The organism is Brevundimonas sp. (assembly GCF_027487935.1).
GTDB lineage: Bacteria > Pseudomonadota > Alphaproteobacteria > Caulobacterales > Caulobacteraceae > Brevundimonas.
Genome location: NZ_JAIYCP010000015.1, coordinates 125,741 through 138,978 on the forward strand (window position 1 = coordinate 125,741; position 13,238 = coordinate 138,978).

At 68.8% G+C, this 13,238-nt stretch carries 13 protein-coding genes; 8 read left to right on the top strand and 5 right to left on the bottom strand.

Annotated elements, in window-relative coordinates; genetic code table 11:
• Positions 1–25 precede the first annotated feature (25 nt).
• The 7 genes from ruvX (at position 26) to topA (ending at position 8,187) form a co-directional block, all read left to right on the top strand.
• A complete protein-coding gene (gene ruvX / locus Q0053_RS06360) occupies positions 26–490 on the top strand; it encodes a Holliday junction resolvase RuvX (RefSeq protein WP_298097565.1) in 465 nt (154 codons plus the stop codon).
• Entirely contained in the window at positions 487–1,407 is a 921-nt protein-coding gene (locus Q0053_RS06365; protein ID WP_298097568.1) for an AEC family transporter, read from the top strand. Before ruvX ends, Q0053_RS06365 begins: the two co-directional genes overlap by 4 nt.
• A gap of 62 nt (positions 1,408–1,469) precedes the next feature.
• Positions 1,470–2,453 carry an aspartate carbamoyltransferase catalytic subunit gene (locus Q0053_RS06370; protein ID WP_298097571.1) on the top strand — a complete coding sequence of 328 codons (984 nt, stop codon included), beginning with the start codon at positions 1,470–1,472 and terminating at the stop codon, positions 2,451–2,453.
• Complete coding sequence (gene pyrC / locus Q0053_RS06375) at positions 2,450–3,751, top strand: dihydroorotase (protein WP_298097574.1); 1,302 nt, start codon at positions 2,450–2,452, stop codon at positions 3,749–3,751. Before Q0053_RS06370 ends, pyrC begins: the two co-directional genes overlap by 4 nt.
• Positions 3,752–3,766: 15 nt before the next feature.
• Positions 3,767–4,408: a glycerol-3-phosphate 1-O-acyltransferase PlsY gene (plsY, locus tag Q0053_RS06380; protein ID WP_298097577.1), complete on the top strand. Its 642-nt coding sequence runs from the start codon at positions 3,767–3,769 to the stop codon at positions 4,406–4,408.
• A complete protein-coding gene (dprA, locus tag Q0053_RS06385; protein WP_298097580.1) occupies positions 4,405–5,496 on the top strand; it encodes a DNA-processing protein DprA in 1,092 nt (363 codons plus the stop codon). Before plsY ends, dprA begins: the two co-directional genes overlap by 4 nt.
• Positions 5,497–5,577: 81 nt before the next feature.
• Positions 5,578–8,187 (top strand): type I DNA topoisomerase, encoded by a 2,610-nt coding sequence (gene topA / locus Q0053_RS06390; protein ID WP_298097583.1) that lies wholly within the window; start codon positions 5,578–5,580, stop codon positions 8,185–8,187.
• On the opposite strand, the gene Q0053_RS06395 is transcribed toward topA, so the two are convergent.
• The 3 genes from Q0053_RS06395 to Q0053_RS06405 form a co-directional block, all read right to left on the bottom strand.
• A complete protein-coding gene (locus tag Q0053_RS06395) occupies positions 8,184–8,603 on the bottom strand; it encodes a molecular chaperone DnaJ (protein WP_298097586.1) in 420 nt (139 codons plus the stop codon). The two genes, topA and Q0053_RS06395, sit on opposite strands and share 4 nt — an antisense overlap.
• Positions 8,604–8,607: 4 nt before the next feature.
• Positions 8,608–9,447, bottom strand: coding sequence for a division plane positioning ATPase MipZ (locus Q0053_RS06400; RefSeq protein ID WP_298097588.1), 840 nt, complete (start codon positions 9,445–9,447; stop codon positions 8,608–8,610).
• Between the two features lie 117 nt (positions 9,448–9,564).
• Positions 9,565–10,215, bottom strand: a complete 651-nt coding sequence (locus Q0053_RS06405) for an SPOR domain-containing protein (RefSeq protein ID WP_298097591.1) — start codon at positions 10,213–10,215, stop codon at positions 9,565–9,567.
• 75 nt (positions 10,216–10,290) lie between these two features.
• On the opposite strand from Q0053_RS06405, the gene panC reads away from it, so the two are divergent.
• Positions 10,291–11,163, top strand: a complete 873-nt coding sequence (gene panC, locus Q0053_RS06410) for a pantoate--beta-alanine ligase (protein WP_298097593.1) — start codon at positions 10,291–10,293, stop codon at positions 11,161–11,163.
• 6 nt (positions 11,164–11,169) lie between these two features.
• On the opposite strand, the gene Q0053_RS06415 is transcribed toward panC, so the two are convergent.
• Positions 11,170–12,924 carry a hypothetical protein gene (locus Q0053_RS06415; protein ID WP_298097596.1) on the bottom strand — a complete coding sequence of 585 codons (1,755 nt, stop codon included), beginning with the start codon at positions 12,922–12,924 and terminating at the stop codon, positions 11,170–11,172.
• 8 nt (positions 12,925–12,932) lie between these two features.
• Positions 12,933–13,238: a hypothetical protein gene (locus Q0053_RS06420; RefSeq protein WP_298097599.1), complete on the bottom strand. Its 306-nt coding sequence runs from the start codon at positions 13,236–13,238 to the stop codon at positions 12,933–12,935.

A 13,238-nucleotide genomic window follows, 5' to 3' on the forward strand; every position in this document is an offset into this window, starting at 1 on the left:
GGCTCGCCAGTCCTACCGCCACAGCGTGACAGTTCTATCGCTCGAAGACCTCGCCGCCTCGACCCCGCCGGGCACCCCTTGGCTGGGGCTGGATCTGGGTGAGAAGACCATCGGCGTAGCGATCAGCGACACGACGCGGATGATCGCCAGCCCGCTGTCGCTGGTCCGCAAGACGAAATTCACCGACGACGCCAACGCTGTTCTCAGGCTGATGGACGGGCGCAAGGCGTCGGGGCTGGTCATAGGCCTGCCGTTGAACATGGACGGCAGCGAAGGGCCGCGGGCCCAGTCCTGTCGGGCCTTCGCCCGCAATCTGCAGCGTATCCGCGGCGTGCCCTGCGCCTTCCAGGACGAGCGGCTGTCCACCAGCGCGGTCGAGCGATTCCTGATCGAGGATCTGGACCTGAACCGGAAGCGCCGCGCCAATGTGGTCGACCGCACCGCTGCCGCCTGGATTCTGCAGGGCGCACTGGACCGGCTGAGGCCATGACCGCCCTGCTCACCGGCATTGTCCCGGTCTTCGCCATGATCGCCCTCGGCTGGGGGCTGAAATGGCGGAGCTTCCTGGACGATGACGGCTGGCGGGCGGTCGAGCGGCTGACCTATTTCGTCTTCTATCCGGCCTTCCTGATCCCGGCGGTCTGGCGCGCGGATTTTGCCGGGGGTGCGGCCGGCCCCGTGGCGGCGGCGACCGTAGCCGTGGCCCTAAGCGTGGCCCTGCTGACGGTGCTGGCCAAGCCGATGCTGCGGATCAGTGATCCCGCCTTCACCAGCGTCTTCCAGGGCGTGATCCGGTGGAACGGCTTCGTCTTCCTGCCGGTCGCAGGCGCGGTGTTCGGCGAGCGGGGGCTGGGGATTGCGGCCGTGGCCTTCGGCGTGCTGGCGCCGGCGCTGAACGTCGTCTGTGTGCTGGTGCTCGCGCGATGGGGCGCGGGCCAGGGCGGAGGCTGGCGGCTGGCCCTGTCGTCGCTGGCGCGCAATCCGATCATCTGGGCGTGCGGGTCCGGCGCGGCGCTCAATCTGACCGGTGTACCGAAACCGGATCTTCTGATGGGCGTGTTCGACCTGATGGGGCCGGGCGCGATCGCCCTGGGTCTGATCACGGCCGGGGCCGGCCTGAGTTTCCGCTATGCCGCGTCGCGACCCCTGCTGATGCTAACCGTGACCGTGATCAAGCTGATCATCCTGCCGGTCGGGATGTACTGGCTGACCGGGATGTTGGGCGGGGACCGGATGGCGCAGGGGCTGGCCCTGCTGGCGGGGGCCTCGCCCGGTGCAGCAGCGAGCTATGTCATGGCACGGCAGATGGGCGGCGATGCGCCCCTGATGGCGGGGGTCGTCGCCCTGACCACGGTAGTCAGCGCCCTGACCATTCCGGTCCTGCTGGCGGTGTTCAACTACATCTGAACACAGGAACTGAACATGGGCGGCTTCCGTTCCGTCGCACACGGCCCTATAGGCGGGCCTCGATGAGCCAGCCTGCCGCACTCACCGAACTGATTCTCGAGCGGCTGGCGCCGTTTCCGCGCAGCCATTTCCTGTCAGCCGGCGACCTGAACGCCGCGACTACCCCGCCCCTGCTCGATCTGGCCGACGCCTTCGTCGACTTCAATCGCCAGTCGTCCAAGTCATTGGACTTGATGCGCGGCCGCACGGTCATGAACCTGTTCTTCGAGAACTCGACCCGCACCAGCGCCTCGTTCGAGATCGCCGCCAAGCGGCTGGGTGCCGATGTGACGGCGCTGAGCCCCCGCAACTCGTCCACGGCAAAGGGCGAGACCCTGATCGACACGGCCGCGACGCTGAACGCCATGAAACCCGACGTGCTGGTGGTCCGCCACGGGGCCTCGGGTGCCGCGGCCCTGCTGTCGCAGAAGGTCGGATGTGCCGTGGTCAACGCCGGCGACGGGCGGCATGAGCACCCGACCCAGGCCCTGCTGGACCTGCTGAGCCTGCGCCGCGCGTTCGGCGATGTCGGCGGACTGACCGTCGCCATCTGCGGTGACATCGCCCACAGCCGGGTGGCGCGGTCCAATGTCTCGATGCTGTCGATGATGGGCGCGCGGGTGCGGCTGATCGGGCCGCCGACCCTGGTGCCGGGCGACGCCGACCGGTGGGGCTGTGAAGTCTTCCACGACATGCGCGAAGGCCTGAGGGGCTGCGACGTCGTGATGATGCTGCGGCTGCAGCTGGAGCGGATGGAAGGCGCGCTGGTGCCCTCGACCCGCGAGTATTTCCGCTTCTGGGGTCTGGACCGAGAAAAGCTGTCCTGGGCCAATTCGGGCGCGAAGGTGATGCACCCCGGACCGATGAACCGGGGCGTCGAGATTGATTCCGACGTCGCCGATGATCTGACCGTTTCCCTGATCCAGGATCAGGTGGAGATGGGCGTGGCGGCACGGATGGCCGTGCTGGCCGCCCTGTCGGCGCGGCTGGATGGAGCGACGTCATGAGCGCGCGCGCTTCCAATACCCTGGCCATCCTGAACGCGCGGCTGCTGGACCCGGCCACGGACTACGACGGTCCGGGCGCGGTGCTGGTCGAGGACGGGCGGATCATCGAGGTCATCCATGGCGGCGGCGCGGTCGCGCCGGCCGGCGTTACGGTCGTCGACGCCGGGGGTCTGTGCCTGTCACCCGGCCTGATCGACATCCGGGTCAAGACCGGCGAGCCGGGTGCCGAGCCGAAGGAGACGCTGAAGTCGGCCAGTCTGTCGGCGGCGGCGGGTGGTGTGACCACCATCGTCATCCAGCCCGACACCGACCCGGCGATCGACGACCCGGCCATGATCGAGTTCATCCTGCGACGCGGCGCGGCCCTCGGTCTGGTCAATGTGCGCGCGGCGGGTGCGGCGACGAAGGCGCGGGACGGCGTCCACATGGCCGAGCTCGGCCTGATGGATGAGGCGGGTGCCCTGTATTTCACCGACGTGGACCGGGTCATCGCCAACACCCGCACCCTGCAACGGGTGATGAGCTACGCCGCCGCCTTCAACGCCCTGATTTCCTGCCGCCCCGCCGATCCGTGGCTGAGCGAGGGCGCGGTGGCGACCTCGGGCGAACTGGCCACCCGGCTGGGACTGTCCTCGGCCCCCGCCATCGCCGAGCGTATCCAGCTCGAGCGCGATCTGGCGCTGGTCGAACAGACCGGGGCGCGATTCCTCGTCGACCAGATCTCGACCGAGGGCGCTCTGGAGACGCTGGCGCGGGCCCGGGCCCGGGGGCTTGAGGTCGCCGCCTCGGTGTCGATCAACCACCTGTGCTTCAACGAGATCGACATCGGCGACTACCGCACCTTCTACCGGCTCGATCCGCCGCTGCGGCCCGAGAGCGACCGGCAGGCGCTGATCGAGGCGGTGCGTGACGGCCTGATCGACGCCATCACCAGCGCCCATGCGCCGGCCCCGGCCGAGGACAAGCGCCGACCCTTCGCCGAGGCGACGCCCGGCGCGGTCGGGCTGGAGACCCTGCTGCCGGCGGCCCTGACCCTGCATCATGAAGACGGGCTGGCGTTGCTCGACATCCTGCGCCCGCTGACACAGGGGCCGGCGACCCTGCTGGGTCTGGACGCCGGCGTGCTGGCGGTCGGAGCACCGGCGGACCTGATCCTGTTCGATCCCGGCGCGCCGGTGGTGGTCGAGGCGGACGCGCTGAAGAGCAAGTCGAAGAACTCGCCGTTCGACGGACGGCGATTGCAGGGCAAGGTCTTGCTCACCGTCGTCGGCGGCCGCATCGTACACGACACACGCTAAGAGGGAGCGAATCACTTGCAGGATCTGGTCGGCCCAACCTTGGGAACGCTCGCGCTCGCCGCGGTCGGCGGATACCTGCTGGGCTCCATTCCCTTCGGCGTGATCCTGACCCGGCTGGTGACGGGCGAGGATGTGCGCAGCATCGGCTCGGGCAATATCGGCGCGACCAATGTCCTGCGGACCGGACGCAAGGATCTGGCCCTCGCGACCCTGATCCTCGACGCCGGCAAGGGCGCGGCGGCTTTCCTGATCGCCCAGGCGTTGTTCCCCGGCGTGCCGGCCATAGCCGCCGTCGCGGGCGGTGCGGCCTTCCTCGGCCACCTGTTCCCCGTCTGGCTCGGCTTCAAGGGCGGCAAGGGTGTGGCCACCTTCATGGGCTTGCTGCTCGCTGCGGCCTGGCCCCTTGGCCTGATGGCCATAGCGACCTGGCTGATCGTGGCGGTCCTGTTCCGCATGTCCTCTTTCGCTGCCCTCGTCGCAGCCCTGGCCTCGCCGCTGCTGGCCCTGCTGCCCCTGCCGCTGGCAGGACTGCCGGCGTCGGGCCCGGTGCTGGCCCTGGCGTTGGCGTCCGCGTTCCTGATCTGGATCCGCCACCACGAGAACATCGCCCGCATCCTGAAAGGGACCGAGCCGCGAATAGGAGCGAAGGCGCGGTGACCCTGACGGACGCAGAGCGTTTCGCGCGCCTGCGTCTGGCGCGGACCGACCAGATCGGTCCGGTGACCTTTCGCCAACTGCTGGAACGGTTCGGCTCTGCCGGGCGGGCCCTTGAGGCCCTGCCCGACCTGACAAGACGCGGTGGCACCCATGGGCACACGATACCGCCGGTCGACGATATCTCCGTCGAAATGGAGGCAGGCGAACGGATCGGGGCACGGCTGATCGTGCTGGGCGACGCCGACTATCCTGACATGCTGGCGGCCGTCGATCCGCCTCCGCCGCTGCTGTGGGCGCTCGGGGACGCGAGTCTGATGGCCCGCCCCTGTATCGCCGTGGTCGGCGCGCGAATCGCCTCGGCGGGCGGACAGAGGATCGCCCGCGGCCTGTCGCAGCAGCTGGGTGAGGCCGGTCATGTCGTGGTCTCGGGGCTGGCGCGCGGCATCGACGCCGCAGCCCATGCCGGGGCCTTGCCGACCGGAACCGTGGCCGTGCTGGGCGGCGGGGTGGACGACATCTATCCGCCCGACAATGCCGACCTCTATGCGCAAATCGTCGATCGCGGCTGTGTGGTCTCCGAGAGCCGGATCGGAGCCCGGGCACAGGCGAAGGACTTCCCACGTCGCAACCGCATCATCTCAGGCCTGTCGCGTGGTGTGATCGTCGTCGAGGCGGAACTGAAGTCCGGATCGCTGATCACCGCCCGGTTGGCCGGCGAACAGGGCCGGGACGTCTTCGCCGTCCCCGGCTCGCCGCTCGACCCCCGGTCACAGGGACCGAACGAATTGCTGCGGCAGGGCGCCATACTGTGCGAGGGGCTGGAGGACGTGGAGCGGGCGTTCAACACCCTGCGGACCCTGCGCGAACCTTCACCCGCCAATCCCTTCGACGGCGCGCCCGACGACGTCGAGGCCGCGGTGATCGAACAGGTCGCGGCCCTCCTGTCCCCCACCCCGACACCCCGCGACGAGCTGGCCCGCGCGCTGGGACTACCGATCGGGACCGTGGCAGCGGCCCTGCTGGAGCTCCATCTGATGGGCCGCGCCGAGCTTTTGCCCGGCGGTCTGGCCGCGACAGGATCACCCTGAATTCCAGCGCCGATTGACAGCAGCCCTCCCGCCAACCACGTTCCGCCCCCTTTCCGAGCCCGCGCAAGGCCCCCTCCCCGCATGAACCTCGTCGTTGTCGAGAGCCCCGCAAAGGCCAAGACCATCAACAAATACCTGGGCCCGGACTTCACCGTCCTGGCGTCCTACGGCCACGTCCGCGACCTGCCGTCGAAGGACGGCTCGGTCCTGCCTGACGATGACTTCGCCATGAGCTGGGAAGTCGACGCCCGCGCCTCCAAGCGGATGTCGGAGATCGCCGAGGCGGCGAAGAGGGCCGACCGCGTCATCCTCGCGACCGACCCCGACCGCGAGGGTGAGGCGATCAGCTGGCACGTGCTGGAGATCCTGACGAAGAAGAAGGCGCTCAAGGATACGGCCGTCGAACGGGTCACCTTCAACGCCATCACCAAGTCCGCTGTGCTGGAGGCCATGGCCAATCCGCGCCAGCTGGATATGGAGCTGGTCGAGGCCTATCTGGCCCGTCGCGCGCTGGACTATCTGGTGGGCTTCACCCTGTCGCCGGTGCTGTGGCGCAAACTGCCGGGTGCGCGGTCGGCGGGTCGGGTGCAGTCGGTCGCCCTGCGGATCGTCGTCGACCGCGAGATGGAGATCGAGGCGTTCCGGCCCCAGGAATACTGGTCGGTCGAGGCCGATCTGGCCGCTGACAGCCCGCCCTTCACGACCCGGCTGGTCAAACACGCCGGCAAGCGGGTGCAGCGGCTGGACATCACCTCCGAGGCCATGGCCAGCGCTGCGCGCGATGCCATCAAGGCCGGCAGTTTCACGATCAGGTCGATCGAGAAGAAGCCGGTCAAGCGCAGCCCCTCGCCGCCCTTCACCACCTCGACCCTGCAGCAGGAGGCCGCGCGCAAGCTGGGCTTTACCGCCCAGCGCACCATGCAGGCGGCGCAGAAACTGTATGAAGGCGTCGACGATACCGGCGGCCTGATTACCTACATGCGGACGGACGGCCTGTCGGTCAGCCCGGAGGGCATCGCCCAGGCCCGGGAGGTCATCGCCGACCGGTTCGGCCCGGCCTATGTTCCGGAACAACCCCGATACTACAAGACCAAGGTCAAGAACGCCCAGGAAGCGCACGAAGCGATCCGGCCGACCAATCTGACGCGCCACCCCGACAGCCTGCGGCTCGAGGGCGACCTGTCGCGGCTGTATGAGCTGATCTGGAAACGGATGATCGCCAGCCAGATGGAGTCCGCCCGGCTGGACCGGACCACGGTCGACGTCGAGACACCGGACGGCCAGACCGGCCTGCGGGCCACCGGCCAGGTCGTGGCCTTCGACGGCTTCATCGCGGTTTACGAAGAGGGGCGCGACGACAAGCCGAAGGACGGTGCCGATGACGAGGACGACACCACCCGCCTGCCCGCGCTGAAGGAAGGCGCGGTCGCCAAGGTCGAGGCCATCCGTACCGACCAGCATTTCACCGAACCGCCCCCGCGTTTCTCGGAAGCGACCCTGGTCAAGAAGCTGGAAGAGCTCGGCATCGGCCGGCCGTCGACCTATGCCTCGATCCTGACCACCCTGCGCGACCGCGAATATGTCCGCATGGACAAGAACCGGTTCATTCCCGAGGACAACGGGCGGCTGGTCACGGCCTTCCTCGAACAGTTCTTCACCCGGTGGGTGCAGTATGACTTCACCGCCGCGCTGGAGACCCGGCTTGATGAGGTTTCGGCCGGGGATCTCGACTGGAAGGTCGTGCTGCGCGACTTCTGGAGCCAGCTGAAGCCGGCGACGGACGCGGTCACCGCGCGGCAGGGCGTCATCGACGAGCTGGACACGGCGATCGGGCCCTTCCTGTTCCCCGACAAGGGTGACGGGGCGGACGCCCGGCTGTGCCCGCTGTGCAAACAGGGCCGGCTGCATTTGAAGGCCAGCTTCAAGATGAAGTCGTCCTTCATCGGCTGCTCCAACTATCCGGAGTGCCGCTATACGCGCGGCTTCGGGGCCGCGACGGGCGTCGAGGACGGCGGCGATCGTGACCTGGGCGTCGATCCCGTGACCGGCGCGCCGGTGGCGCTGAAGATCGGCCGGTTCGGCCCCTATGTGGAAACGACAGTGGCCGGCGAGGAGAAGCCGAAGCGGTCCTCCCTGCCCAAGGGCTGGTCGCCGGCGACGCTGGTGCTGGAACAGGCCCTACGTCTGCTGGCCCTGCCGCGCGAGGTCGGCATCCATCCGGAAGACGGCAAGCCGATCTCGGCAGGTCTCGGTCGCTATGGACCCTTCGTGCTGCACGCCGGGACCTATGCCAATGTCGCTGACATCGATGAGGTTTTCGACATCGGCCTGAACCGAGCCGTTGTGATCCTCGCCGAGAAACGGGCAGGCAAGTTCGCGGGCCGGGGCGCGGCGACCGCGCCGCTGAAGGACCTCGGTGCCCACCCGGAATCGGGCGAGCCGGTGCATGTCATGGCCGGCCGGTTCGGCCCCTATGTGAAGTCCGGCAAGATCAACGCCACCTTGCCCAAGGGGACTGCGCCCGAGGACATGACGATGGAGATCGCCCTGCCGCTTCTGGCCGCACGTGCCGCGGCCGCGCCGGCCAAGGGCAAGAAGGCCCCCGCGGCGAAGAAGGCCGCTCCGAAGGCGGCGGCGAAGAAGCCTGCAGCGAAGAAAAAGGCTCCGGCGAAGAAGCCGGCCAAAACCTAGGGCTTCAACAGCCGGTCGCGCGCCGCATTGAGCCGGGACGCCAGGCCTTCCGTGCCCCCCTGGTCGGGGTGCGCGCGGGCCATCAGACGCTTCCAGGCGGCGTTGATCTCCTGGGGCGTCGCCTCGGCCGTGACGCCGAGGAGGGCGCGGGCTTCGGCCGGGCTCATCGCCTCGGACCGGGGGGCCGGCGCACGTTGACGTGAGGACAGGGTCAGCCAGACCCCGGCTCCGGCCAGGGCCACGGCCGGGAGCCAGGCACCGCGGGCGGCGAGCAGCACCGCTCCGGCGATCATGACAGCGCTGAACAGTGTCGCGGTGACGCGCCAGTGGCCCTGACCCCGTCGCTCGCCCTGGCGGCCCAGCCGAACCAGTGCCCAGACTGCGATCGCGGCAAGGGCCAGCCAGATAAGGGTCAAGACCTCATGCCGCCGCGTCCAGCGGGGCGTCCAGCGCGCTGCCGTCCAGCCCGAGGGCCAGCATGAGACTGCGCATCTCCTGCCGCGCCGCGACATGGGCGAGGGAGACGGCGACCGGCCGGACCTCATTGGACAGGTCGGCCACGGTCAGGCCGAACGGGAAGAGCTCGCGGTAGATGACCCGGTCGCGCAGGCCGGGCCCGATGCGGAAGCCGACCCGGCGCGACAGCTTCTCCATCCGGTCCTCAAGCCGCTGGCGGTTGCGGGCAGCGGCAACGGCCATACGGTTGACCACGACGATCCAGTCGATGCTGGCCTGACGGCCCTCGGTGATCGCCCGGTGCTTGCGGGCCTCCCAGACACTCTCGGAATAGATCGAGGGCTTGAGCAGGTCGAGCGTGACCGGATCGATCTGACCCAGCAGGTCGAAATCGACAAAGCTGTCGTTCATCGGCGTCACGATCTGGTCGGCCAGGCCATGGGCGGTGCGCGACAGAAGGGTGTCGCCGCCGGGCGTGTCGATCAGGATGACATCCGCCTCGGTCCGGGCCTGGGCGAACGCCGTCTGGAAGCGGGCCAGCTGATCCTGCTCGTCGGCCCGGGCCAAGGCCTTGCCGTCGCCCATGTCGGGCTCGACCGGCATCGGCAGGACCTGATGGTTGCCGGTCATCCAGGCCGCCCGATTGGCAAAGAACCGGGACATCGAGCGTTGCCGCAGGTCCAGATCAATGATCGCCACACGCCGGCCGGCGTGGAGCAGGCCGCAGACGATGTGGATGGCGAGGGTGGATTTGCCCGCCCCGCCCTTTTCGTTGCCGACGACGATGACCGCAGGGTCAGCCATGGATGTTCTCGCCCCTCAGACGACCGACGACTCAGACGCGCGGCATCAGTCGGGCAGAATCGCGTCCATGGCGGCGGACGTCAACGGAAGGATGGACGAGGCCTGTGGATGCGTCGATCAGAGGAGGCGATTGCACCACGGGTCATCAACCCGGGCAGCGGCGCAGACAGCGGCGGCTCCGGCGGCGGGAGCGGCCACCTTGAGCCGTACCAGGCGGCGTCCACCGAGCTCGACGCTCTCATAGACCGGTGACAGGCCGTCCAGCGCCCGGGCAGCCTCGCCGGACTTCAGGCGGGACCAGGCCGAGCGGGCGGCAGCTTCACTTGAGTATGCCCCGAGCTGGACAAGACCCCGATCGGGCCGTTGGGCGGGCGGGCGAGCCCTCGCGATGGCCGGTCGCAGGCCGGCGTCCGACGAAGCGGCATCGATCCTGGCCGAGACCTGGCGCACTGCAGCGTCCGCCACGATGGGCGCGGCGGCCGCAACCACTCGCGGAGCCGTCTGTTCGACGGCCCCTTCCAGACCCTCGCGGGCATCCCAGAGGGCGTGGGGGTCCATGACCTCGACACGAAGGGCCGGGCGCAATCCGGCACCGGCGGCAGTCCGTTGCGGGGCCGTCGCAGTGCGGCCGCCCTCGACGTCGATGGCGGCCACGGTGTTGGCCAGGTTCTCGAAACGGTGTGGATCGCTGTCGACCATGCCACAGGCATTCAGGCCGAGGGCCGCGGCGAGCACCGCGACTGGACGAGTGATGAGGCTGGGCTTCATAAGCCGATACTGGCACGGCAAGTTCTGCCGCACGGTTCACAATCAGGCTTAAGCCAAAGGGTTAATCCGTTCATCATGACCGAGACTGGCGTCCTTCCGGTGGTCCGCAGCATCGCGGCATTGCGCGAGGCACTGACCGTTTGGCGACGGCAGGGACTCACCGTCGGTTTTGTACCGACCATGGGTGCCCTGCACGCAGGTCATCTGACGCTGGTACGGGAGGCCGGACAGCGCGCGGACAGGGTCGTCGCCAGTATCTTCGTCAACCCGACCCAGTTCGCCGCCCATGAGGACCTTGGAACCTATCCGAGGCAGGAGGCACGGGACGCGGAGCTTCTGGCCGGGGCGGGTTGTGATCTGCTGTTCGCGCCGTCAGTGGAAGAAATGTATCCGGCCGGGGCGACCACCACCATCAACGTCGGGGGGCCGGCCGAGGGACTGGAAGGTGCCTTCCGGCCACAAATGTTCGGCGGCGTGGCCCTGGTGGTCACCAAGCTGCTGAACCAGGTCCAGGCGGATGTGGCCGTGTTCGGCGAGAAGGACTGGCAGCAGTTGATGGTCGTGCGACGGCTGGTCCGCGATCTGGATATTCCCACCGTCATCGTCGGCTCTCCGACCATGCGGGACGACCACGGCCTGGCCCTGTCGTCGCGCAATGCCTATCTGGGAGAGGCCGAACTTGCAGTCGCCCGGCGACTGAACGGGGTGTTGGCGGAGGCCGCGGACCAGGCGGCCGCCCGGCGCCCCCTCGCCGCGGTTGAGCGCGACGCGCATGCCGCCCTGCTCAAGGCCGGGTTCGAGCGCATCGACTATGTGGCGATCCGGCGCACGGACGATCTCGGGGCCTTCCGGAACGGCGTTGTGGATGCGCCGGCCCGGATTCTGGCCGCCGCCTGGCTGGGGCGGACCCGTTTGATCGACAATATGGCCGTAGCCGCCCCGGCCTGATCCGGCTCAGGCCAGTTTCAGATCCATGTCTCCGCCGATCCATTCGATCCGCGACCGGCGACGGGCCTCGGCCGAGGCGGTCGCATTTCCGAGGGCGGCTTCGGCCTCGGCCAGCACGAAATAGCTGTAGGGGTCGTTGGGCCAGTCCTCGATCAGCTCCAGCACCTTGGCACGGGCACCGGCAGCGTCGCCCTTCATCAGCAGGGCCGCGGCGAGGCTGCGACGGGTCGGGTACCAGATGATGGGCGGGTCGCCGCCCTCCTCGCCCTGCCCCTGAATCGCCGCTGCACGGGTGAAGGCCGTGACAGCCGCATCGGCGTCGCCCGCGATCATCGCCGCACGGCCTTCAAGCACGCGCTGGGACAGTTCGGTGAAGTCGCGCCGCTCGGCCGCCATCGGTCCCGAGGCGAAGAACGGGTTTGCGCGCACGGCCTTGATCGCCTCGGCCTCGGCCCGCACGGCCGCAGCATCACCGGCCCGTGCCGCCGCCTCGCCGCGCGCATAGTGCCAGCTGACAACCAACATCGGATGGGTCGCGGCGGGTTCGGGCAGAGACGCGACCTGCTCAGCCGAACCAAACCGCCCGTAGTTGGCATAGGCATTGTTGGCGACCATCTGCCGCCACATGTTGTCGGCCGGAATGTCGGGGTAGGTGGCGAGGAACCACTCTGCGAGCTTCAGCCCCTCCTCGGCCCCGCCGGCCATCAGGGCCCCGCCCATGCCGAAATGGATGTTGTGGCCGTGCAGCGGCATGCCGGGCACCCCGCCGGGGGGCCGCGCGAGCCGGTCGTAGGCCCGGTCCAGCGCTACAGCATTGACGTTGGACATCATGGCGTCCCGATAGCGGCCGACCCGATAGAAGGTGTGCGACGGCATATGCACCAGATGGCTGGCCCCGGGTGCCAGCCGGGCCAGACGCTCCCCATAGGGAATGGCCTTGTGCGGATCGTCCGACCATTCGGTCAGGTGAATGTAGAGGTGGATGGCACCGGGATCGTCCGGCGATGTCGCCAGCGCTTGTTCGAGAAGACCCATGGCCCGGGTGATGCCGGGGTCCTTGGCCTTGCCGTCTTCATCCCACCATTCGTCGGCCTTGAGCATCCAGGCGTCAGCCGTGATGGCCGCGACCGTGATATCCGCCGGATGGCTGCGGGCGATCCGGTCCATGGCCTGGGCAAAGCGACGGCTGCGGGAGTCCCTGACCCCGCCGTAGCGCTGGACCAGGGCGTCGATCATCTGACGCTGCATCGGTGTGGCGCGCCGCGCCAGTCGACGGGCGTCGCGCGCGGCCCTCAGGGCGGCGGCCTGGCTGTCGTCGTCGTTGCCCCCGCCGTTCAGATTGGGGCCAAGGGCCCAGGCCTCGCCCCAGGCGCACATGCCACAGCCCGGGTCCAGCAGCCGCGCCTTGCGGAAGGCCCGGACCGACTCCTTGTGCTCAAAGGCCCAGCGCAGCCGGACGCCGTGATTGAACCAGGCCTGGGCTTCAGGAACGGCCGTATCGACCGCAAAGCCTCCGGTTCCGAAGCCGTCGACCATGACCATGTCGGCGACCGGCGTCCCCGTATTGGCCGAAACGGCGGGGCCACAGACCTGGGGCCGCTCGATCCGGTCAAGCATGGCCCGTTCGGCGGTCGCGTCAGCAACAGCGGCGGGGCCGATGAGCGAAACCGTCAGGGCGACGCCGGCCAGCAGGATTGAGCGCATGATCGGGGCCTCCCCTGCCCTCGCGGCCACCTTGGCCTGAAAGGGCGCGATCGCCAAGATCGGTCTCAGCCGCAGCGGACCTGCTCAACGAGGCCGCTCTGATCATTGAAGAAGATGTTCAGGCGACCGGGTACGAAATCCTGTGTGATCGGACAGGTCGTACAGGTGACGCGCCGGTTCACAACATTCACTGGCACCGGGATCTGCGTCCTCGGTTTTCCGACCAGCCATTGCAGCTCACCCGCCCGGCATATGTCGACTGTCGGGCCCGGCGGGCTCGACCGGGCCGGCGGCTCGACCCGGACCTCCTCGATGGTCTGCGGAGCCGGCACGTCCGGAGCCGGCGTCGAGCAGGCCGCCAGCGCCAGCAA

What these genes read in the sequence shown, in the direction of transcription:
- Q0053_RS06370 (WP_298097571.1), top strand. Translation starts at nt 1,470, where the DNA reads ATGAGCCAGCCTGCCGCACTCACCGAACTGATTCTCGAGCGGCTGGCG.
- Q0053_RS06400 (WP_298097588.1), bottom strand. Translation starts at nt 9,447, where the DNA reads ATGGCTGACCCTGCGGTCATCGTCGTCGGCAACGAAAAGGGCGGGGCG.
- Q0053_RS06365 (WP_298097568.1), top strand. Translation starts at nt 487, where the DNA reads ATGACCGCCCTGCTCACCGGCATTGTCCCGGTCTTCGCCATGATCGCC.
- topA (WP_298097583.1), top strand. Translation starts at nt 5,578, where the DNA reads ATGAACCTCGTCGTTGTCGAGAGCCCCGCAAAGGCCAAGACCATCAAC.
- Q0053_RS06405 (WP_298097591.1), bottom strand. Translation starts at nt 10,215, where the DNA reads ATGAAGCCCAGCCTCATCACTCGTCCAGTCGCGGTGCTCGCCGCGGCC.
- pyrC (WP_298097574.1), top strand. Translation starts at nt 2,450, where the DNA reads ATGAGCGCGCGCGCTTCCAATACCCTGGCCATCCTGAACGCGCGGCTG.
- panC (WP_298097593.1), top strand. Translation starts at nt 10,291, where the DNA reads ATGACCGAGACTGGCGTCCTTCCGGTGGTCCGCAGCATCGCGGCATTG.